Below are 19486 nucleotides of genomic sequence, written 5' to 3'. Positions count from 1 at the left end.
AATAATGCTTTTGCGGTTGTAAGCAATATCAACGCAACAATTTTTCTTCTTGCTAACCTATTATTAAAACGACCTTTTAGTCTATCATCATTGTTTTCAGTGCCGGCTTCATTTTCTGCAAACTTAAATTCTGTAGGAAAAATCGTACTATAAAACGCTCCGACTTTATCAATTTGTAAATGAATAAATTTATTAGTAGATTGCCTACAAATTTCTTTGGCTATTGTTGTTTTACCTGCACAAGAAGGACCGTTGATTATTATAACTTGATTCATATTTAACTAATCTCAATTATGATATAATAAATCGTTCCACAAGTAATTTTTAGAAAAAATATATTTATGTATAAACTTATCAAATAGTTTATTTACTTTTAAATCTTTCTTCAAGTTCCTTATCTAAAAGCCAAATATGTTCTTTTTCAAGTATTTCATAACGTAATTGTTCTTTTTCTTTATCTATAATATGCTTCGATTTAACATGATCTTTGATGAAAATTGAATCACGAGAACTATTAAATATTTTCATAAAATCATTTAAAATTTTAACTTCACTATATATTATGCACTTAAGTAATAACTCCATTAGGCTTATGCGTTGCACACATTATAGCGAGTGGAAAGAATACCATCGCATACGAGCTGAACAAATCTTTGATACTATAAACGTAAAATATGATTCTAACCATCGAACTATAACGGCAGAGAATCATTATCATTTTGTGTTATATAAAAGAGTTAAAATCGTTGCAACTGCTCATATAGAATTTTTCAATGAAAATGAATTGGCATTAAGGTCACTTGCAGTAGATAGGCCTTATCAAAACCAAGGATTCGGTAAATATACAATGAAGCTTGCGGTTTTAAACCATTTTTTAATTTAAAGCCACAAAACTATGAATTTAATATGGTGTATATGGTTAAGAATCTAGAATCTAACAATCCTCTACAAAATTTAATTCTGCTTGAGCAAGACGCACGGGGCTATGGTTTTGATTGGCCGGATCATGAGATGATTTTAGAGCAGGCAATAGATGAATGTAGAGAGATAAAAGAAGCTATTGACGATGCCGAACCACCGGAAAGAGTACAAGAAGAAATAGGGGATTTGCTCCATATGGCAATTTCGTTGTGTATTTTTTCAGGGTTGGATATTGAGACAACGCTTAGCAAGACAAATGAAAAATTTGAGAAACGTATGAGAGCAATAAAAATGCTTACCAAAAAGCATAACCTGCCAAATCTGCAAGGACAACCGGTAGAATTTATGCTGAAGCTTTGGAAAGAAGCAAAGAGATAACTAAAAATGTTAAATCCTAAAAGCATTCTTAAATTAATAATCTTTCTTAGTATATTTTTACTTACTTTATACGGAGTAAATTTTGCTTTGCATTGGCATAATTCCGACGTAAATAATGAAGTAGCTGATGATATAGGAATTTGTTTATATAAAAATGCTCATAAAAGCCTACAGGTTAATTCTATGGGAATAGCATTTTCCTATACCCCAAATGCTGAAAAAGACTGTTTTAATTCATCTTTCCCTATTATTCATACTAAAACAGATGCAAAACATAATACTTGGCTTCACATAGTTCGCACTGATTTGCTCGGATAAGGAATTACAAGAGTTTATAGACGGTGATATAAAACTCAATTACCCATTTTACACTTTAGAACAAGATTTTTCTGATTCTCCTTTATGGTACTACACACTTTTCTCTAAACCTTTATCTTACTGGATCGGTCACGTTTATACCATTAAAATTGATCATGAGCGTAAAACAATAAAAGTTATAGACGGTATCAAATGGGGGTTTAAGCTCTCGTATTTTCCCATTAAGCCGAGAATGATTTTACCATCGCCGCTTAGTTTAGAAGACTGGCAAGAGGATTGGAATATTTTTACAGAAGAATTAAAAGGATATACAACGAATTAAACTATCACTCAAATATGATCTCTTTAAGATTTTTAAGAAATTTATTATTTACTCAAGTGGCATAATACGCTCAAAATATTCATCCCTTATTCCTAAAAACAAATCAAAAAAAGTAGAGCTAACTGCACTTTGTAAACGGCAATACTCTATTTTAGAATTTTTTATTGTCCACTTCTCCTCAAGTGCTTTACTTACTTTTTTATGTATATTATTTATAATTATACTAACGATGTTATCTGCATCATATTCATCGTCTTTCAATGAGATATAATATATTTATATTTAGCAATTTGATGCCATATATCACTGACTTCTTTTTTCCATGATGAAGACCATTCGCCTTTAACTATATTTCGCACAGAATTTAAATATTCTTTTTTTTCTTCAATATCCATATTAGGCAAAAGATCCCATAAAACTTTGTTTGGATAATAGTCTGTTAATGCTTTTTCTTGATTGAATTTGAAGGCATCAAGACTGCTTGTTAAAGGATTAATTAATACAAAATCTCTACGACCTAGATGTCCTACAATATGATCATTTCAATCTTCGTTCGGTGCTAAACTCGGTACAGAATATCCTTTTAAATATGGCTTTACAAATTCAAGGTCTTCAGAAGCAGAATGTTCTACTACACTTAATAAATATAAAGCATCTTTTAGAGTTAATTCTTCAATTGGCGGAGCTTTAATATTTTTATACAAAAATGTATCTATTAAAATACGTCTTGTTGCTTCTTCTTCAGTTTGTTTTTGCTGTTTTATAGATTTCTTACAATTATCACATGAACAACTAGAGTTATTGTTATGATTACATATAGGACCCAATAGAGCAAAACTCGTTTCTCCATAAACATAGCTATAATAATTTCTACTCTTTAGCTTAATAACTAAATTTGTATCTCGGTAGTATTTACAGAATAATTTATGATGCGTAACAAGCGGAAATAAACTAACTAAACTATTGGGAGATACATTAACATTAAATTCTTCTAATAAATTAGCTATTTTCTCATAGTTATAATAACGTTTTATTAAATCTTTGATTTGTTCTTCTGTTAAATGTGATAAATCTTTATGAGCCATAACTTAATATAAATTAATTGATTCTTAGGTATATAATTGTAACTTATAAAATTACAGCTGTAATAAAAAAACAATATAAATATACAACTATTTTTATTATAAAAGTAAAAATAGAAATTAAAAGACTATCAATATGAGGTAATTAGTAGACGATAAGCTTTGTAAAACGCTTTTAGACTTTATAAATGTAATAACAAATGCATATGAAACTTTAAATACTCGACAGTGGAAACCGTGATTACTATTTGGCTTTCCGGTTCGATAAACTACAAAAATTGGCTAACTGTCCAGACTAGAGCGTGGTAAGTTAGTATTACAGAAAAAAGATATTTTTGTTTAGGTAAAGTTGATGGTAATATTTTAACAGTCCGTTTTATATTCCGAGATAATCATATAAGAATTTTTAGAGCAGGATACTGGTGCAAAGGTAAGAGAATTTATGAGCAAGAGAATAAAATACACTGATGGGGAAATAGGGGAAGTAACAATAGTAAAAGATTTCTTGCCGCACCCTAGAGAACTTTTATTAAAAGATGATTCAGTAAAAGTAACAATTTCTTTAAGTAAAGAGAGCGTAGAATTGTTTAAATCAGAAGCAGCAACTGCACATGTTCCTTTACTAGATAAATATACTAAGTATTATAAAGAAAATAAACGAGCATAACATACTCTTCTGCTTTTAAGAATTGCTCTTTGTTATCTGCATGAATTCACGTACTCACTTATTAAGTATAAACTGTACACACTCACCATTTGATAACAAATTCAATTCTTGAAATCATGCGAGTATACCATAAACTGAGCTGGCGGAGAGAGGGGGATTCGAACCCCCGACACGTTGCCGTGAACACGCTTTCCAGGTGTGCGCCTTAAACCACTCGGCCATCTCTCCCAAATTTTTAGCATTGCCTGTATGGCTTCCTATGTTATTCTCACAAGGTATTGATGTTGTTGCATAGAGTAAAAAGCCTACTCGATGTCATCCCAGTGGAAGCGAGGATCCCAAAAAATAAACCTATAAAAACAAGTTTTTTATAGGTTTTACTGGATTCCCGCTTTCTCGCGGGAATGACATAAAACAATCTATGCCACAAAGTCTTTAGTCGCTTGCAATGACGACTCGGGTATCCATACGACAATAAGACTTATTCTGAGAAAAAATATTATTAGCTTCTTCTAGCTCATTTTTAGTATTAACACCAACAATTAAATCATGATCAGTAGATAATAAATATGAAACTTTTTCACCGTGATTTTTACATATTTTTACTATTTCAGTTAAATAAACTTCCTTATGACCGTTAGTATTAGTAGCAAATAAAGGTAAGTATTTATTTAAAATTTCGCTACTGAAAGCCATAATACCTGAATTACAAAGCTTTATGTTTTTCTCTTCTGCGCTTGCATTTTTATGTTCGATTATCTCTAAAAATTCACCATTTTTATCAGTAGCTATTCTCCCATATTGAACCGGATTTGCTCTCTCAAAGCTTAGAGTCACTAATGCAGAATTAGTAAGGCTTAAATAAGCTATTAATTCATGCATAAGTTTTGGAGTAATAAGAGGATGATCAGCGTATAAAACTAATATTGTTTTATTTTTATTAATTAAATCTATTGCTGCATAAGTAGCATGAGCTGTGCCTTTAGGTTCTTCTTGCAGTACAAAGCGACACATATTTTCATAGGGCGTTAAATGTTTTTTAAGTTTTTCTGAATACACTATAATTACATCATTTGTAACATTAAGCGAATTCTTTAATACCATTTCAAGCATTGGAACTCCACCGACTTTATGCATTACTTTCGGTAAATCGGACTCCATTCTAGTACCTTTACCGGCTGCTAAAATAATTATTTGATAATTTGCATCGTTATAAGTCATGGTTCTCCTTGTATTATTTCGTAAACATCATCAGATAACTCATAATTCCCAAAAACTCTTTGCACATCATCGCTTTCTTCTAAAACTTCCACAAGCTTTAGTAATTTTTCAGCTTTTTCCTTATCATCTATAATTATTGTATTTAATGGGATCCAGCCTATATACGAATCTTCAGGTATGCCGTATTTGCCAGTTAAAAATTCTAGAACTTTAGAGAAATTTTCAATATCCGTATAGATTGTATGGGTGGTATCATCGGATATAATATCATGCCCCCCGGCTTCTATGACTGCCTCTAAAACATCTTCATTAGATGCTATATTTATTGGATACTGAATAACTCCGCAATGGTTGAATAAATAATTGACACTACCAGTTTCGCCTAAACTCCCACCATATTTAGTAAAACTAGAGCGTACTTCTGCAGCAGTGCGGTTTTTATTATCGGTTAAAGCTTCAACTATTATAGCAATACCATTCGGTGCATAACCTTCATATCTAATTTCTGTATAATTTTCGTTATTAGAAGAATCATTCGCACTATTAATAGCTTTATCTATTCTTTCTTTAGGGAGATTTTGACTACGTGCAGCGGTTAAAGCATTTCTAAGACGTGGATTATTTTCAGGGTTATTAGAAGAACCGGTTTTAGCTGCAGTAACTATTTCACGAATTAATTTAGTGAAAACTTTTGCTCTTTTTTTATCTTGAGCCCCTTTACGATGCTGAATATTTTTGAACTTTGAATGACCGGCCATATTTATTTCTTTTCTTTCAAAAGTAGTATTGTATACTCTGAAGTAAAATGGAAAGTAATATACGAAGATCAACTGGAAAAAGAGCAAGGAGTCTGCAAACCGAGGAGCGGAGCATATAATAAACACTCAGTATCCGAGGACTTACAAAGACGACGTAGCTAATTTTTCAAGTTCATCGAGTATATTTTTTTTCTCCAAAAACGATTAATTAACCTTGTTTTGCTTTAAATCTTTTATTCTTTTTATTTATTACAAAAATTTTGCCTCTTCTTTTAACGATCTGACAATCTTTATCACGTTTTTTTAACGATTTTAATGAGCTAACAACTTTCATAAAATATACTTTTACATTTAATTTGGATTGATAATAAACATTTTTATTTAATCAGTCAATTAGGTTCTGTACTCTTGTAATAGAATAATCATAATTATGGCCATTTTTAGTTGCAAATTATAATATTTTTTTGAAATATGAATAACTATTTCTGCAAAAATCTTATTAATTTTTGCTAAAAAATATCTCAAAATTATAATCATTAATCAAAAGTGTACAGGACCTAACAATTTAAAGCATTTTTAAAAAATACCATGCTTCGTGGTTTTTAACTATAAATTTAACCAATAATTACAAAGGGATCAAATTATGAATAAATATTCATTATATAACTTTACTCAAGAAACTATAAATGAAATCAAGCAAAATGGAAGAGAATGGAGTTTAAACAAACCATATTATGATGAATTTCTTGTTGAATTACCGAAATTAGTTCAAAAATTTGATCTATCTGAAATAATTACAAAAGTAGATTATAGATTATCCAGGTAAACATGTATCCATATTTAATGCAGTAGGGGAGCTAGTATCATATGCTTAACTTGCTAAATGGGCTGAGAATGCTATTAAAGATGAGCAGCAAGGTGAAAATGAAAAAGCTAATAATCAATGGAAAGCTATAAAAGCAGTATTAGAGCATGCTAAAACATCAGGTATAGATTATTGTAGTTTAATAAGAGGCTGGGAAAATAATAAAGGGGTAGCACAAGTCGATCAGATACTGAAACTTCTTTTAAACAAAGTGAAACAAAATATTGACTTAAGTATAGATGAACTGAAGATAGCTAAAATCATAATAGACGAAGCAGATAAAGGAGAATACGGCTTATACGCTATTCCAAATAATTATAAAAATAATGAAAATGCAAAACATGCAGCTAACGAACATAAAAAATGGTATGAAAGCGTAATTAAAGATGATGATTTTTCAATGTTACAAGCTTTAAGCTATAGTGTGGATACAAGCTCTATATTGCAAGAAAAAGATCTAATTGATCTATCTGAGGATGATTCTACTATATCTCCAGAAATGTCAAAGGAACAAAATAATCTTAACGATCAACAACTTGCAGCTTTGGTTCATCAAGCAACTGCTCACGCTAACAGAGAGGAAATACCACATATACAACCTTCTACTAGTTCTAATAGAGGAGAGAGCGGTACAGAAGATACTATTTTAGGTATGCAAGCTAAGGATTTAGTAACATTAATTAATGCCGGAGTTCAAGCTTTAGATGGGACTACTAAACCCTCAAGATGCTCAAGGTAGCACTGCTGAAGACTTTGTAACACAAGTAAGTAATCTTTTGCAAGCGACAGGAGGCGATATTAATAATTTGTTGGATATGGTACCCGATATATTAGGTAATCCTCAAAACACTAATGATGTTGCTTGGGATTTATATTAAATACTTACCTCTTAAATGCTATAACTTCCCTTGCTTCATAAGATAAGTTATGGTAGGCTAGTTTATCTTATTGTAACTCAAGTTATTTTAGCGTTGCCGGTATGGTTTGGGAATTATGCCAAAATTGTCATTGCGAGCGACTACAAGGAGCGTGGCAATCCAGCAAAACAATAAAAAAATTCTGTAAATCAGAATTTTTTACTGGACTGCTTCGTCAATTACTCCGTAATTTTCTTCTCAATGACGTTAAAACCATACTACTCCTATTATTATCCTTTATCCTCTTCTCTAAGCCGGCTATTGCCGATCCTGAAATAGCTGAATCCTTTAAATGTTCAAAACTTTTTCCTTACTTTGAAAAAAATTTAATATCCCATCTAATACGTTACATTCAATAGCTTTAAAAGAATCGGGAAAAAAACATACAACCCGTAAAATTAGAGTAGTATGGCCTTGGACAGTAAATGTTGAAGGAAAAGGCTATTATTTTAACACAAAAAGAGAAGCCGTAAGTTTTGTTAGAGTAGAACTTATAAAAGGGCGAGAGAGTATTGATGTCGGATGCATGCAGATTAACTTAAGGCATCATTTAGGGGCTTTTAATTCCCTTGAACAGGCATTTGATCCAAATAATAACATTCGTTACGGTGCAGAATTTTTGCGTTCAAAATATGATCAGCTAGGGAGCTGGCACAAGGCGATAGCTCATTATCATTCGGCTACACATTCTTTAGGGTTTAAATATAAACAAGATGTAGTTAAAATAGCAAGTAATATGGCTCTTTATAAAGCATCCTTACATAGTTATCTAAATAATAATGAAGGGGCTTTAGAAGCTACAATTCCAGTAAATAATAACAAAGTTCAAAAAAAATCACTTTTTAGTGGCAATAAAAGATACAGAAGTAGTATTATGATACCGGTTCCTGCTAAAATTAATTAATTCTATGAATATTAAATTAATTACATGTTTTTTAATATTAGTAAGTGCGGTAAAAGTAAATGCCGATTTTAACAATATTCAAGATAATTTTGAATATCAGGAAGAGCAATTAATAATAGAATTACCTTGGAGCGATTGTACCGAAATTCATAAATTATTAGAGGAAAAATTATCTTTTTCAGAACAACAAATAAAAAAAGAAAATAAAATTCGTGAGAAATATAAACAATTTTATTTAAAACATAATAATCCTACTAATTTTTCTATGCAATTTCTTGAGAAAAAATCTGAGACTAATGGAGTAGAAACTTTAATATCAGGTTTTTTAAAATTTTGTGAAGATAATTTTCAAACTAGTAAAAGTAAATCTAATTCCCTAAATTATTATATTAAAAAACAACAAGACCAATGGTTTAATGATATAAGAAATGAGAATTACAAAATATATTATAGAAAAAAATACGAAGATAATATCTTTAGAAATAATTAATTAAGGCAACTATATATCTTGTATAACCTAAATTGTTTCGATAATTTTATATAAAATTGTGTTAGTATAGTTAAGTGTTAGATTTTAAAAGTGTTGTTGATTTATTCGAAAAATTACCTACTGAACAAAAGTGCATAATTATTTTACTGATATACGTTGGGCTAACGGAGCTTATTGTCCGTATTGCGGCAACCAAAAGATTTTTCATTATGCGGATGGAACGAATCACAAATGTTAGGCATGTAAAAAGCGTTTTAGTATCAAAGTCGGCACAATTTTTGAAAATAGTAAGATTTCTTTAAAGAAATGGTTTACAGCAGTTTTGCAATTTACTACGCAAAAAAAAGTTTATCATCGTTACAGCTTTCAAGAGATATTAATGTTACCCAAACAACTGCATGGTTTATGCTTCATAGGATTAGAGAAGTGACTAAACTAGAAAGTTTTAGTATTCCTTTAAAAAGCACTGTAGAAGTAGATGAGAAGTATATTGGTGGTAAAGAAAAGAACAAACATCAAAATAAAAAAACTAAAAGTACACAAGGTTGCAGCACACAGACAAAAACCGTTGTAATAGGCATGATAGAGAGAAACGGTAACGCTAAGGCTCAAGTTATAATAACAAAGGTAATTCAAAGACCATAGAAAAAATTGCAATAAATAATATTCTAATAGGGTCAACTATTTTATCTGATGAATGGGGAACTTACAAGGTATTAGAAAAGTTATATAATCATGAATATATAAATCACGACTTAGGTAAATATATAAGAGAGTCTGTGTCCATAAACACGATAGAAAGCTTTTGGGCGTTGTTTAAGCGTGGTATAATCGGACTCTTATTCTATTAGCAAAAAACACATAGAGAGATATTTAAACGAGTTTGTATTTAGGTGCAACCATACAAACTATAATGTAAGCAATATGTTTAATGCTATACTTTTAAATACAGGTAATTATTTATTTTATAAAGCCTTGGTAGGTCGGTATGAAACTCAAAGTAGTTAAAAACGGAGAATTATCTTTTAACGAGGTTTTAGCAATGATAGGTCAAGCTCCGTTAAAAATTAATTCTCCAGAGATTGCAGAAGACAAAATCCCTAAACCATTTATAAAATTTATAAAATGGGCAGGGGAAAAAGAAGCCTTATCAAAGAGTTGTGCTTACGCTTACCTGCTAGTTACAATAATAAAGCTATTATATCAGATATAAACTTAGATTTCATACAAGGCAGTTAAGGATGAAGCTCGAGCATTAATTGAGCTGTTAGCTAAGCATAAAGCTAATCACTCTCAAGATTATTACTATGCTGTTAGAAAGAACTCAAATAGCGATAACCCTATTGAGATAGCAACACGTTTCATATACCTTAACAAGACTTGTTATAATGGTCTTTATAGAGTAAATAGCAAAGGAGAGTGCAACGTCCCGATGGGAGCTTATATGAATCCTAATATTCTTGATAAGGATAACATACTTGCGTGTAGTAAAGCTTTACAAAATGCTGAAATAATATATCAGGATTTCAGCAATATTTCTTCGCCTAAGCCTAAAGATTTCGTTTATATAGATCCGCCATATCAACCTATTAATAATACTTCATTTACAAAATATACAAAGCTTGGCTTTACAGAGGCAGGTCAGGTTAAGCTTTATAAAAAATGCAGAGCATTAAATAAGAAAGGTGTATATTTTAATTTCAAATTCAGATAGCGATTTTATATTATATCATCCAGAACGTTACCCTAATTGCCTAGTTATAGAATCTAAGTGGCAACAATCAGGAGGATCGGTTGATGAAAAATATACTTATCTTGTGCTAAACATAAAAAAACAAGGAATTTATGATACTATAATAATTGATGGTGATGGATATAAAAAAGAAGCCTTGAAATGTTTCAAGGATCAAGTTGGCAGTATTGGCAGTAATTTAATAGAAGTGTTTAGTATGTCTGAATTTAAATTTTGGGTAAATAAAAAGAAAATATAGGTTATACAAGTATATAATTCCCTTAATTTATTTCAGTACTTGATGCATATATTATTTAATTTATATTAACTGTTAATATACAGGGTTATTTATGTTAAAGAAATTTATATTAGTATTGTTGTGTATAAGTAGTTATAAATCTCTAGTAGAATCTAATAAGACCGAGAACAATGTTTCAGCGATAGAAAGAAAAAAAGTTTCTAGTAATGATAAACAACTAAAACCTGTCTACTTAGAGCATTTTGATCTAACTGCGGATTTAAATCCTACAGAAAAAAGCCTGTTGAGTTTAGAACCTTTATCACCTAATAAAACAATACGAAACCTATAATTGTAGATATTCAGGAGAATTTTGAAGGGCTAGATAGAGTTAAAGGGGATGATATTCGCACTGCAAGACAGAGAGAACTTGTTCAAAATAGTTTGCTAGGAGATTTTTTAGGGGGTTTTATTTCTCGACCGCCACCAACAATTTTAGGAGGGAAAATTCAAGATAGGAGAGGATTATATATTCAACAGACTAAAGCTAAAAAATCACCGAAATAATGCAGTAGAGGCGATAAGTAACAGCTTATTTATTAAGCATGCAGCTAATGATATAATAAGTCGATTAGGGATGATTGATAAGGATTTTTCGGATATTTTAGAAATATCGGCTAAATGCGGTTATCTTACGAGCTTACTAAAAAATGCTTATCGCAGTGCCGATATTACCGTAACAGATATGTCGCCTTTATTGCTTGATTCTTTTGAGCATAATCATAAATTATTAATCGATGATGAAGATTTAGCATTGCCAAAAGACTCTTTTGATTTAATTATTTATTCATTAGGGTTACACTGGATAAATGATGTACAACGCTTTTTATCTAATATAAGAATATTTTTAAAGTCTGACGGTATTTTTATCGGTAATTTTGTCGGAGGAAATAGCTTAAAGAATTTACGTAAATCCTTAATAGATGCCGAAATAGCAAGTGATTTTAAACACTCTCCTCATATTGCTCCTTTTATTCATTTTGATCATGTTCCGATTTTATTTTCGCAAGCAAGATTTGCCGAAGTAATTGTTGACTATGAAAATATAGAGCTAAAATTTGATAATCCTTTAGCTTTAATGAGAGAAATAAAAAATATAGGTGAGGCAAATTCACTCAGTGCTAGTCATAATTATGCTATTTCTAAAAAGATGTTTTCTTTACTACAAAATTATACAAACGGCTTTGAAGATAATATTAATTTAATTAGTTTTATTGCTTCACCAAATAAGAATAGTATAAGATTAAAGTTGTTATAAAGGTGATAGTGGTGTATTTTAGCAGTATTACATCATTGTGAGGAAATTATGTAAGTAATTGACAAAGCAATCTCAGGATATTTGACAAGATTGCCACGCAGCCTATGGCTGCTTGCAATGACGAGCCAACAATTTATTAAGGTAAAACAAATATGCAAGAATTTGATTTAGTGGTAATAGGTAGCGGTCCAGCCGGTTATACAGGCAGTATTAGGGCTGCTCAACTTGGTATGAAAGTAGCATGTATTGAGAAAAGCGATACTCTTGGCGGCACTTGTTTAAATATAGGATGCATACCATCGAAAGCTTTACTTAATTCTTCCGAAAAATATGAAGCAGCTCTAAAACATTTTGAGAATATAGGTATTACTGCGGATGTAAAACTAGACTTACAAAAAATGCTAGCTAATAAAGATAAAGTAGTTCTTGATCTCACAAAAGGTATAGAAAGTCTCTTTGCCAAAAACAAAGTTACTAGGATAAAAGGTGAAGCTAAAATTAGCTCTAGTAATATCGTTGAAGTAAATAAAGAGCAAATTAAAGCCAAAAATATCCTAATTACTACAGGTTCCAGCGTCATAGAAATACCGAATATCAAAATAGATGAAGAATTTATTGTTTCATCTACCGGTGCTTTGAAACTTTCTAAAGTACCTGAGAACTTAATAGTAGTCGGCGGAGGGTATATAGGCTTAGAACTTGGTTCAGTTTGGCGTCGTTTGGGAGCTAAAGTAACGGTTATTGAGTATGCACCGAGCATTGTACCTATGCTTGATAAAGAAATTGCTACACAATTTATGACACTACAGCAAAAACAAGGTATAGAGTTTAAACTGAATACTAAAGTGCTATCTGCTGAAGTAAAGTCAGGAAAAGTAAATCTGACAATAGAGGAGGACGGTAAGAGTTCAGTAGTAACAAGCGATGTTGTGTTGATGGCGGTAGGCAGAAAAGCCTATACGCAAAATCTAGGGCTTGAGTCTGTCGGTATTATTACGGATAAGCAAGGTAGCATTGAGATTAATGATCGGTTCCAAACAGCAATTTCAAATATTTATGCAGTCGGTGATGTGGTAAAAGGAGCTATGCTTGCTCATAAAGCCGAGGAAGAGGCTGTAGCTGCCGTAGAAATTATGGCAGGGCAGGCAGGACATGTTAACTATAACTTAATTCCAAGCGTAATATATACTTATCCTGAAGTAGCAAGCGTCGGTGAAACGGAAGAACAGCTAAAAGAAAAAGGCATTAATTATAAAGTCGGTAAGTTTCCGTTTTTAGCAAATAGTAGAGCAAGAGCAATCGGTAGTACGGAAGGTATGGTTAAGATCCTTGCCGATAGTAAAACCGATAGGGTTTTAGGAGCTCATATTATAGGAGCTGATGCAGGTACATTAATTGCCGTGCTTACGGCTTATATGGAATTCGGAGCAGCTTCAGAAGATATAGCAAGAACCTGCCACGCTCACCCAACTTTAAGCGAGGCTATAAAAGAGGCAGCACTTAGTGTAGATAAGAGGACTATTAATATGTGATATATTTCTACTTCATTGCAAGGAAAAACTGTAAGTTTTGACGAAGCAATCTCAAGCGTTCTGCTTTATGAGATTGCCACGTTCCTTGCAGTCACGGCGTTGTTGCATGGCTTGAAAAACCAGTTCGGTGTCATACCGTGGCTTGACCACGGTATCCAGTAAAACCACTCAAAATACTAATAATATTAGTATTTTTAACTAGATCCCACGAACAAGTCGTGGGATGACAGAGATGAAGCGAGCCATACCACAAGGCCTTCAGTCGCTCGCAATGACGAATTTAAGGATATTTATGACCAAACAAGAGCTGCGTCTTTATTTCAAAGAATTTTTAATAAAAAACCAAGATAAGATTAATTCCGATTTAGTCAAAAACTCTCTAATCAATAAAATTAGCCGGTTATTACAGGAGTTAAAAGTAAAGACAGTAGGACTTTACTTTCCTCTAAAATACGAAATTAACTTACTTGAAATAACAAACTTACATCCTGAAATAAGATTCTTCCTACCGAAAATCATAAAAAATGAGATAAAATATTGTTCTTATCATTATAACGATCAATTGGCTTTAGGGGCTTTTAAAACCTATGAACCTATAAATAATGATTTTTTTATTCCTGAGTTAGTTATTATCCCAGGACTTGCGTTTAGTAAGGAGGGTTATAGACTTGGATACGGCCAAGGACATTTTGACCGATATCTTAATAATAACCGAAATATATTAACCGCCGGAGTTTGTTTAAAAGAACAATTAATAGATAATTTTCTGATTGAATCTCATGATCGTAAGCTTAAATTTATGATTTCGGTATAATAACCTTAACTTTTTATTGTATAAAATATTGATTTATATATTATTATAAAAATCAACTTAGGGTAAAATGGTTGATATAATAAAGAAAATTGTCGTATTGATCGGTGTACCTTTTGCTTTTTTTGCACAAGCAGTTGGAGATTGGCTAGAAACAGGACAAATATCCGGCGATACTCAGACTGGAGATATTTGCTTTCAATTAGCATTAGTAGGAGTAGGAACACTTATCATAGCCCAGGCATTTAGTAACTTGCCTGATGATGTATACAACGAATATGTCAAAGTAGTACAAGATAGTGAGATACAAGTTACATTAGTTGGCTAATTTTTTTCTATTCATAATAGGCTACAAGTTTAAGTTATTACACAAACTTATTATTTCATCTGTATATTTTTGTTTGTGTAAATATTTGCTTTTTAAATTTAGATTTTTAAAATCCTTGTGATTCAATGGCGGGTATTTACTAAGCTTTATTAAATCTTCATCTAAAATAAAATGCTTACGAGGAATATTTATAGTTTGTGCATTCTCTTCACGATAAGCTGCAAGCATTTGAATTTTGTGATTAAAACTCTTATCATCACTTCCATATTTTATTTTTTTCCAAGCATCTTGCGGCTCAACCTTATAATTTCTAACATCTAATAAAGCACTAAGAGTAGTTTGATATTTATTAGTTAAATTATTTCTAACCATTATATTATTTAACTCTTTATATATCTTATACAAATACTCCACGTCTAACATTGCATAATTTAACATATCACTAGTAATAGGGCGTTTTAGCCAGTTAGATTTTTGGTGGGTTTTATCGATAGTAATACCGATTAGCTTATAGCAAAGGTCATCATAGCTTAGCTGTTTACCGAATCCGCAAATATTTGCTGCAATTTGTATATCAAAAACATTAGCAGGTAGTGTTTTAAATAAATTATAGAAAATCTCTAAATCTTCACGAGGAGCATGAAATATTTTAGTAATATTATTATCTGCAAGCAGCTTATTAAAAATATTCAGATCTAAATTGCTTAATGCATCAATTATTCCGCAATATTCTTCTGCTTTAACTTGAATTATACTAAGCTGAGCATAATAAGTATAGCGACGCTCAAATTCCGTATCTATGCTTAAGCATGCCTTATTTGCTAACCGGTCACAAAATTCTTCTAATGTTTTTTGATTATCGATAATTTGCATAGAAGCTATTTATAAAGCTCCGATAATTTTTAAGAAAAGATTAGTATGAGATAACGACAGAACCACTTCAAGACCGATTAAAATAATAATAATCCACTCAAGTTTGGTGGAATGTTTATAATTAAGATCGTTTGAAAGAATGTTTAAAAGCTCGTGAATCATATTAAGACGATGATTCATTATATTTTGCCGTATTTCTATGTCTTGAAACTCTGCTGTCATGAGATATAGAGGCTCATAACTCGGACGACGCCAAAAAAATTCTGGAGTATCGAATATATCGCTATGCAAACTGATTGAATAACGCTCGTTAAATAATATACCTATTTGCTGTAATATCTCCTTTTTAGAAAGCGATACGCTACCGGTTCTAGCTAGTTCCTGTTGTATAGGGGTTGTCTGAACAATCAAGTTACTAACAGATTGCTCAAGAACGCTAAGTTTAACCGATTGTGCAAGAGCATGGGAAATAGAAAGTTTAACAAAAACTGATTTATTTGCTAAGATTATTTTATTTTTTTCTTCATCAATAAATGTTTTCTTGACTTCCGTATTATATTCAAAATAAATATAATCGGATACCGGCTCTTTAAGCTTATTTACTGGTACTAAATCAGTATCGCTTAAAACTATTTTTTCTTGAATTTCATCACCGCCCCAAATAGTTACACAACCAAACGGAAAGAAAAATATCTCTATAAAATCAGAATCTTTATTTATCTCTTTCCGAATATATAAAACATCATCAAAATGTTGAGGTTCAAGACCAATCTTTTTTAAATTAGTAACTAGATCACTCATCTTATATTCGGAAGAAGTACAGTAAGATGAACATCTCATGATTATTAAGTTTAATTTATATAAATTTAGAGTATAGTAGTTAGGAACCTATAAAGTCAATAATATTATAATTATGTATGAAATATTAAGTAATAGAGAAGTTATCAAAATAATAGGTTTCGATTCCGTAAAGTTCCTACAAAATCTCATTACTAACGATATTTGTAAGAGTATAGTCAATTCATTTGAATTCGGATACAAGGAGCGAGGAGCGAAGCCTATAATAATAGGCGAGACGACGAGTAACGCAGTAGGCGAGTCCAAATCAATTGACTATAATTATTGCTATACTTATTTGGTTAATAATCAAGGAAGATATTTATTTGATTTTTTCGTGTATGTTCATAACCCTGAGGAAATTTACCTTGATATTGATAAAAGTAATAAAGCTGCTTTGATAGAGTATTTAAACTTCTATAAATTTCGCTCAAAAATACAAGTAATAGATTGTAGTAACGAATATAAAGTTATCTACTCACTTCAAAAATTAGATATAGACTCGCTAATTACGGTTCGTGATCCTCGTTATGCTAAGCTTGGTTTCCGCTCAATAAATAAGCTCGATGTCATACCGCTGTGCGGTATCCAGACAATAATTAAAAAAGACTGGACCCCGTGGTCAAGCCACAGGGTGACAGAGGGGGAACCGCCCCCCTCAACAACATCTCCCCGCGAAAACGGGAATCCAATATACCTAGAAGATAAATATAATTTTGCAATAATAGATGGTGTGGAAGATTTAATCACAGATAAATCTATTCCAAGTATGTATGGTGCTGAGGAGTTAAATGCAATTAGTTTTGATAAAGGTTGTTATGTCGGGCAGGAAGTGATTTCAAGGGCTAAATATCAAGGAGTTATAAGAAGAAAGATATATAAAATTACAGCAGATGAAGATTTATCTTCATTAGTTAAAGATGAAGAAATACTCGCAGATAACAATAAAATCGGCGTAATATGCTCAAGTTATCACAATAAAGCAATCGCATTAATCAGAGAAGAAAAATATCTTGCCGATAAAGAAGCTGATGTTACCGTTAAAGGGATTAAAATCAACTTATCTCTCGCACCTTGGTATTAAATAATAGTTAATTTTTTTAATAATTACTTGACATTTATCAAGTTTCCATGTATTATTATAATTATAAATAGGTACAAAAGCTACAAAAGACACAAACCATATTTCATGGTATTTTAAAATTAATATAAATTGGAGACTTTTATGTATACACCTTTTCAATTATTAACTTCAGGAAACATACAATTAATACCGGCTATATTAAACAGAACTAATGTTAACAACAAACTTAATATTTTTGAAGCTCTTTGTAGTTTAATACCTCAACAATAAGATCAGAATGTTAAAAATGTTTTAGAAAATATTGCTGTATAGATATTAAACAAAATGATCCTCATCCCTGACACTAATTGGGATAAGAAAGATACAAACGGTAATACTATACTTGAATGGGGTATTTGGAGTAATAGCTCCAATGTTATTGATGTATTTCATCATAACCCTGCACTTATGGCAAAATTTGTTTCAACTGAGAAAGCACAAATTCATAATTTTTCCCGTGTTGCTATGGAGTCGCATATTTCTGATGATTTCCGTAAGATACAAATTGAAAAATTTACACAATTAGGTTTAGATTATTAATGATCTTGGTCAAGATAATCATATTGCTTTATATTCTACAATAAATATCAGCTTATTACTAAATAATCCGAGTAATCAAAATATAAGTTTATTTCAAACTCAAATTAAATATTATAAAATAATTGAGAATCTAGTTAAATTTGGTGTTAATCCTTCGCTTGAAGCAAATAATATATTAAATTTATTAGCTACCGGTACTTTACAAATACAAAATACAATATCTAAAATGTCCGATAACGGTCATAAATATTTAGCTCAAGCAGGTTTTAAAACTTTAATAATGAATGTAAAGGAATTAGTAGAAAAAACATTAGGAAATTGTAACCTTGAAAATTCTACCGGCGGTAATAATATGATTGCTACGCTTGGTAATATAATATGGTCTATTAAACAAGATATTGCAAAAGCATCCGGTCAAGAAAAAACATTGTTAATCAACAATTTTAAAGAACTGAAATCTTTAGCTGAGCCTATAATAGAAAAAATAGTAAAACAGTAAGGATTTAATCCTAACATTATGGATCAATTGAATTCTAATGCAATAGCATGGTTCGGTGAATTTGGAGCCGAATTCTTAGAAAAATGCATAAAAATACGCATACAAAACCTGATGTAAATTTCTATGATAAGAGTGGTAAAACACCACTTGATTGGTATAGCGATTATAACGCTACTAAAATCGTAGAAACTTTAATAAAAAATGGCGGTAATGTAAATCTTCAGTGTACTCAAGATGCAGCTACTCCTAGCCATAGATTATTTTTAAACAATTCAAAAGTATAATGCTAGCAACCCAAAACTGCCAACTCTAAAAGCATTATTAAATAAAGCAAACAAGCCGCCGTTTGATCCAAGTATCAAGATGGTAGGTAATAAAAACTGCAGCAGATGTATGAGAAGAGAAAAAAACAGCTATAGTTGATGACAATGATTGTCATAATGCACTTGATGAGTACACAACTTGGTATAATAACGATTATACTGTAGCATCATTAGGTCAGGGCAGTAGAAGTTTAATCTTTATGAATAAAAAAAGGAGTCTTGTATGTCATTCCTAGCTAAAAGCGGCCTTATTGCATGGCTCGTTTATGTCATGCCCGCAGAAGCAGGAATTTTAGCATAAAGCGAGCTTTAAAAAAATCTTTTAAAAAGTTTTGAAGTACTGGATTCCCGCCTACGCGGGAATGAAATCGAGTCTTATGACACCCATGTGTATTCGTAGGAATGACATACTTTTTTAACTCCACAAAAATATTGTTTGTTTCTTTTTTTATCTTTATTATTATTTGCATAGAAAATCCCTATAACTTA

General features: G+C 31.2%; 32 protein-coding genes, 1 tRNA gene and 3 pseudogenes. 25 read left to right on the top strand and 11 right to left on the bottom strand.

Features of this window, described 5'->3' with window-relative positions; all coding sequences use genetic code 11:
* Both WSW_RS0102270 and WSW_RS1000000111920 read right to left on the bottom strand, forming a co-directional pair.
* A partial coding sequence (locus tag WSW_RS0102270; RefSeq protein ID WP_016916909.1) for a phosphotransferase-like protein occupies positions 1-275 on the bottom strand: 275 nt, incomplete at its 3' end.
* 88 nt (positions 276-363) lie between these two features.
* Positions 364-528 (bottom strand): hypothetical protein, encoded by a 165-nt coding sequence (locus tag WSW_RS1000000111920; protein ID WP_167316241.1) that lies wholly within the window; start codon positions 526-528, stop codon positions 364-366.
* A 64-nt stretch (positions 529-592) separates the two neighbouring features.
* Here WSW_RS1000000111920 and WSW_RS0102260 point away from each other — a divergent pair, with 64 nt between their 5' ends.
* Genes WSW_RS0102260 through WSW_RS0102250 form a run of 3 tightly spaced genes read left to right on the top strand, consistent with a single transcriptional unit; the run spans position 593 to position 1617 of the window.
* A complete protein-coding gene (locus tag WSW_RS0102260; protein ID WP_016916907.1) occupies positions 593-883 on the top strand; it encodes a GNAT family N-acetyltransferase in 291 nt (96 codons plus the stop codon).
* A 32-nt stretch (positions 884-915) separates the two neighbouring features.
* Positions 916-1299, top strand: a complete 384-nt coding sequence (locus WSW_RS01000000108045; protein ID WP_016916906.1) for a MazG nucleotide pyrophosphohydrolase domain-containing protein — start codon at positions 916-918, stop codon at positions 1297-1299.
* Positions 1300-1305: 6 nt separating this feature from the next.
* Positions 1306-1617 (top strand): hypothetical protein, encoded by a 312-nt coding sequence (locus tag WSW_RS0102250; protein ID WP_016916905.1) that lies wholly within the window; start codon positions 1306-1308, stop codon positions 1615-1617.
* A 370-nt stretch (positions 1618-1987) separates the two neighbouring features.
* Here WSW_RS0102250 and WSW_RS0102245 read toward each other — a convergent pair whose 3' ends face one another.
* The 3 genes from WSW_RS0102245 to WSW_RS1000000112810 all read right to left on the bottom strand — a co-directional run bounded on the left by WSW_RS0102245 (position 1988) and on the right by WSW_RS1000000112810 (position 3024).
* Positions 1988-2200: a hypothetical protein gene (locus tag WSW_RS0102245; protein ID WP_016916904.1), complete on the bottom strand. Its 213-nt coding sequence runs from the start codon at positions 2198-2200 to the stop codon at positions 1988-1990.
* Complete coding sequence (locus WSW_RS1000000111505; protein WP_156793044.1) at positions 2197-2343, bottom strand: hypothetical protein; 147 nt, start codon at positions 2341-2343, stop codon at positions 2197-2199. The genes WSW_RS0102245 and WSW_RS1000000111505 overlap by 4 nt, the downstream gene beginning before the upstream one ends.
* Before the next feature lie 138 nt (positions 2344-2481).
* Positions 2482-3024 carry a hypothetical protein gene (locus WSW_RS1000000112810; RefSeq protein WP_016916902.1) on the bottom strand — a complete coding sequence of 181 codons (543 nt, stop codon included), beginning with the start codon at positions 3022-3024 and terminating at the stop codon, positions 2482-2484.
* Between the two features lie 439 nt (positions 3025-3463).
* On the opposite strand from WSW_RS1000000112810, the gene WSW_RS0102225 reads away from it, so the two are divergent.
* Positions 3464-3688 (top strand): hypothetical protein, encoded by a 225-nt coding sequence (locus tag WSW_RS0102225; protein ID WP_016916901.1) that lies wholly within the window; start codon positions 3464-3466, stop codon positions 3686-3688.
* Between the two features lie 140 nt (positions 3689-3828).
* Here WSW_RS0102225 and WSW_RS0102220 read toward each other — a convergent pair.
* The 4 genes from WSW_RS0102220 to ykgO form a co-directional block, all read right to left on the bottom strand.
* Positions 3829-3916, bottom strand: a tRNA-Ser gene (locus WSW_RS0102220).
* Positions 3917-4123: 207 nt separating this feature from the next.
* On the bottom strand, positions 4124-4909 hold the full coding sequence (locus WSW_RS0102215) for a sugar phosphate nucleotidyltransferase (protein WP_016916900.1): 786 nt from the start codon (positions 4907-4909) through the stop codon (positions 4124-4126).
* Positions 4906-5667 carry a YebC/PmpR family DNA-binding transcriptional regulator gene (locus tag WSW_RS0102210; protein WP_016916899.1) on the bottom strand — a complete coding sequence of 254 codons (762 nt, stop codon included), beginning with the start codon at positions 5665-5667 and terminating at the stop codon, positions 4906-4908. Before WSW_RS0102210 ends, WSW_RS0102215 begins: the two co-directional genes overlap by 4 nt.
* Positions 5668-5875: 208 nt before the next feature.
* Entirely contained in the window at positions 5876-6001 is a 126-nt protein-coding gene (ykgO, locus tag WSW_RS0102205; protein WP_004998227.1) for a type B 50S ribosomal protein L36, read from the bottom strand.
* A gap of 309 nt (positions 6002-6310) precedes the next feature.
* Here ykgO and WSW_RS1000000113840 point away from each other — a divergent pair, with 309 nt between their 5' ends.
* From WSW_RS1000000113840 to WSW_RS0102140, 16 genes and pseudogenes are all read left to right on the top strand, one after another.
* Entirely contained in the window at positions 6311-6493 is a 183-nt protein-coding gene (locus WSW_RS1000000113840; protein ID WP_014419843.1) for a hypothetical protein, read from the top strand.
* Positions 6494-6743: 250 nt separating this feature from the next.
* Positions 6744-7271 (top strand): hypothetical protein, encoded by a 528-nt coding sequence (locus tag WSW_RS1000000112805; protein ID WP_238528439.1) that lies wholly within the window; start codon positions 6744-6746, stop codon positions 7269-7271.
* Positions 7237-7410, top strand: coding sequence for a hypothetical protein (locus tag WSW_RS1000000111495; RefSeq protein WP_156793043.1), 174 nt, complete (start codon positions 7237-7239; stop codon positions 7408-7410). The genes WSW_RS1000000112805 and WSW_RS1000000111495 overlap by 35 nt, the downstream gene beginning before the upstream one ends.
* Positions 7411-7511: 101 nt before the next feature.
* Positions 7512-8353: pseudogene (locus WSW_RS1000000109195) on the top strand (lytic transglycosylase domain-containing protein).
* A 4-nt stretch (positions 8354-8357) separates the two neighbouring features.
* Complete coding sequence (locus tag WSW_RS0102180; protein WP_012719801.1) at positions 8358-8843, top strand: DUF2532 domain-containing protein; 486 nt, start codon at positions 8358-8360, stop codon at positions 8841-8843.
* 130 nt (positions 8844-8973) lie between these two features.
* Positions 8974-9081, top strand: a complete 108-nt coding sequence (locus tag WSW_RS1000000114110; protein ID WP_100206898.1) for a transposase — start codon at positions 8974-8976, stop codon at positions 9079-9081.
* Between the two features lie 68 nt (positions 9082-9149).
* Positions 9150-9488, top strand: a complete 339-nt coding sequence (locus WSW_RS1000000114105; RefSeq protein ID WP_016916898.1) for an IS1595 family transposase — start codon at positions 9150-9152, stop codon at positions 9486-9488.
* Complete coding sequence (locus WSW_RS1000000114100) at positions 9485-9694, top strand: transposase (protein WP_156793050.1); 210 nt, start codon at positions 9485-9487, stop codon at positions 9692-9694. Before WSW_RS1000000114105 ends, WSW_RS1000000114100 begins: the two co-directional genes overlap by 4 nt.
* Positions 9695-9831: 137 nt before the next feature.
* A complete protein-coding gene (locus tag WSW_RS0102170; RefSeq protein WP_016916897.1) occupies positions 9832-10056 on the top strand; it encodes a hypothetical protein in 225 nt (74 codons plus the stop codon).
* A gap of 6 nt (positions 10057-10062) precedes the next feature.
* Positions 10063-10557, top strand: a complete 495-nt coding sequence (locus tag WSW_RS1000000112795; RefSeq protein ID WP_338000712.1) for a DNA adenine methylase — start codon at positions 10063-10065, stop codon at positions 10555-10557.
* Complete coding sequence (locus WSW_RS1000000112790) at positions 10529-10834, top strand: PD-(D/E)XK nuclease superfamily protein (protein ID WP_238528438.1); 306 nt, start codon at positions 10529-10531, stop codon at positions 10832-10834. The genes WSW_RS1000000112795 and WSW_RS1000000112790 overlap by 29 nt, the downstream gene beginning before the upstream one ends.
* Before the next feature lie 91 nt (positions 10835-10925).
* Positions 10926-11380 (top strand): annotated as a pseudogene (locus WSW_RS1000000109180) (hypothetical protein).
* Positions 11381-11411: 31 nt separating this feature from the next.
* Positions 11412-12131, top strand: a complete 720-nt coding sequence (locus WSW_RS0102155) for a methyltransferase domain-containing protein (RefSeq protein WP_274378107.1) — start codon at positions 11412-11414, stop codon at positions 12129-12131.
* Between the two features lie 152 nt (positions 12132-12283).
* Complete coding sequence (gene lpdA, locus WSW_RS0102150; protein WP_016916895.1) at positions 12284-13663, top strand: dihydrolipoyl dehydrogenase; 1380 nt, start codon at positions 12284-12286, stop codon at positions 13661-13663.
* A 292-nt stretch (positions 13664-13955) separates the two neighbouring features.
* Positions 13956-14477, top strand: a complete 522-nt coding sequence (locus WSW_RS0102145) for a 5-formyltetrahydrofolate cyclo-ligase (protein WP_012150945.1) — start codon at positions 13956-13958, stop codon at positions 14475-14477.
* A 67-nt stretch (positions 14478-14544) separates the two neighbouring features.
* Positions 14545-14802, top strand: coding sequence for a hypothetical protein (locus tag WSW_RS0102140; RefSeq protein ID WP_016916894.1), 258 nt, complete (start codon positions 14545-14547; stop codon positions 14800-14802).
* A gap of 21 nt (positions 14803-14823) precedes the next feature.
* Here the strand turns inward: WSW_RS0102140 and WSW_RS0102135 are convergent, their stop codons facing one another.
* Together WSW_RS0102135 and WSW_RS0102130 are read right to left on the bottom strand one after the other, a co-directional pair.
* A complete protein-coding gene (locus tag WSW_RS0102135) occupies positions 14824-15675 on the bottom strand; it encodes a ribonuclease D (protein WP_016916893.1) in 852 nt (283 codons plus the stop codon).
* 9 nt (positions 15676-15684) lie between these two features.
* Positions 15685-16476: an RMD1 family protein gene (locus WSW_RS0102130; RefSeq protein WP_016916892.1), complete on the bottom strand. Its 792-nt coding sequence runs from the start codon at positions 16474-16476 to the stop codon at positions 15685-15687.
* A gap of 112 nt (positions 16477-16588) precedes the next feature.
* On the opposite strand from WSW_RS0102130, the gene ygfZ reads away from it, so the two are divergent.
* From ygfZ to WSW_RS1000000112775, 5 genes and pseudogenes are all read left to right on the top strand, one after another.
* Positions 16589-17596 carry a CAF17-like 4Fe-4S cluster assembly/insertion protein YgfZ gene (ygfZ, locus tag WSW_RS0102125; protein ID WP_016916891.1) on the top strand — a complete coding sequence of 336 codons (1008 nt, stop codon included), beginning with the start codon at positions 16589-16591 and terminating at the stop codon, positions 17594-17596.
* 141 nt (positions 17597-17737) lie between these two features.
* Positions 17738-17866, top strand: a complete 129-nt coding sequence (locus WSW_RS1000000113530; RefSeq protein ID WP_014273554.1) for a hypothetical protein — start codon at positions 17738-17740, stop codon at positions 17864-17866.
* A 54-nt stretch (positions 17867-17920) separates the two neighbouring features.
* Positions 17921-18261 (top strand): annotated as a pseudogene (locus WSW_RS1000000109175) (hypothetical protein).
* Positions 18262-18401: 140 nt separating this feature from the next.
* The gene (locus tag WSW_RS1000000112780; protein ID WP_016916890.1) at positions 18402-18674 is read left to right on the top strand and encodes a hypothetical protein; all 273 of its coding nucleotides are present in this window, start codon (positions 18402-18404) and stop codon (positions 18672-18674) included.
* A gap of 83 nt (positions 18675-18757) precedes the next feature.
* Entirely contained in the window at positions 18758-18958 is a 201-nt protein-coding gene (locus tag WSW_RS1000000112775; protein ID WP_016916889.1) for a hypothetical protein, read from the top strand.
* Positions 18959-19486 lie beyond the last annotated feature (528 nt).

It is taken from the genome of Rickettsia honei RB, assembly GCF_000263055.1.
Classification (GTDB): Bacteria; Pseudomonadota; Alphaproteobacteria; order Rickettsiales; family Rickettsiaceae; genus Rickettsia; species Rickettsia rickettsii.
The sequence above is the reverse complement of the archived record's forward strand: the minus strand, read 5'-3'. Positions and strand labels throughout refer to the sequence as shown.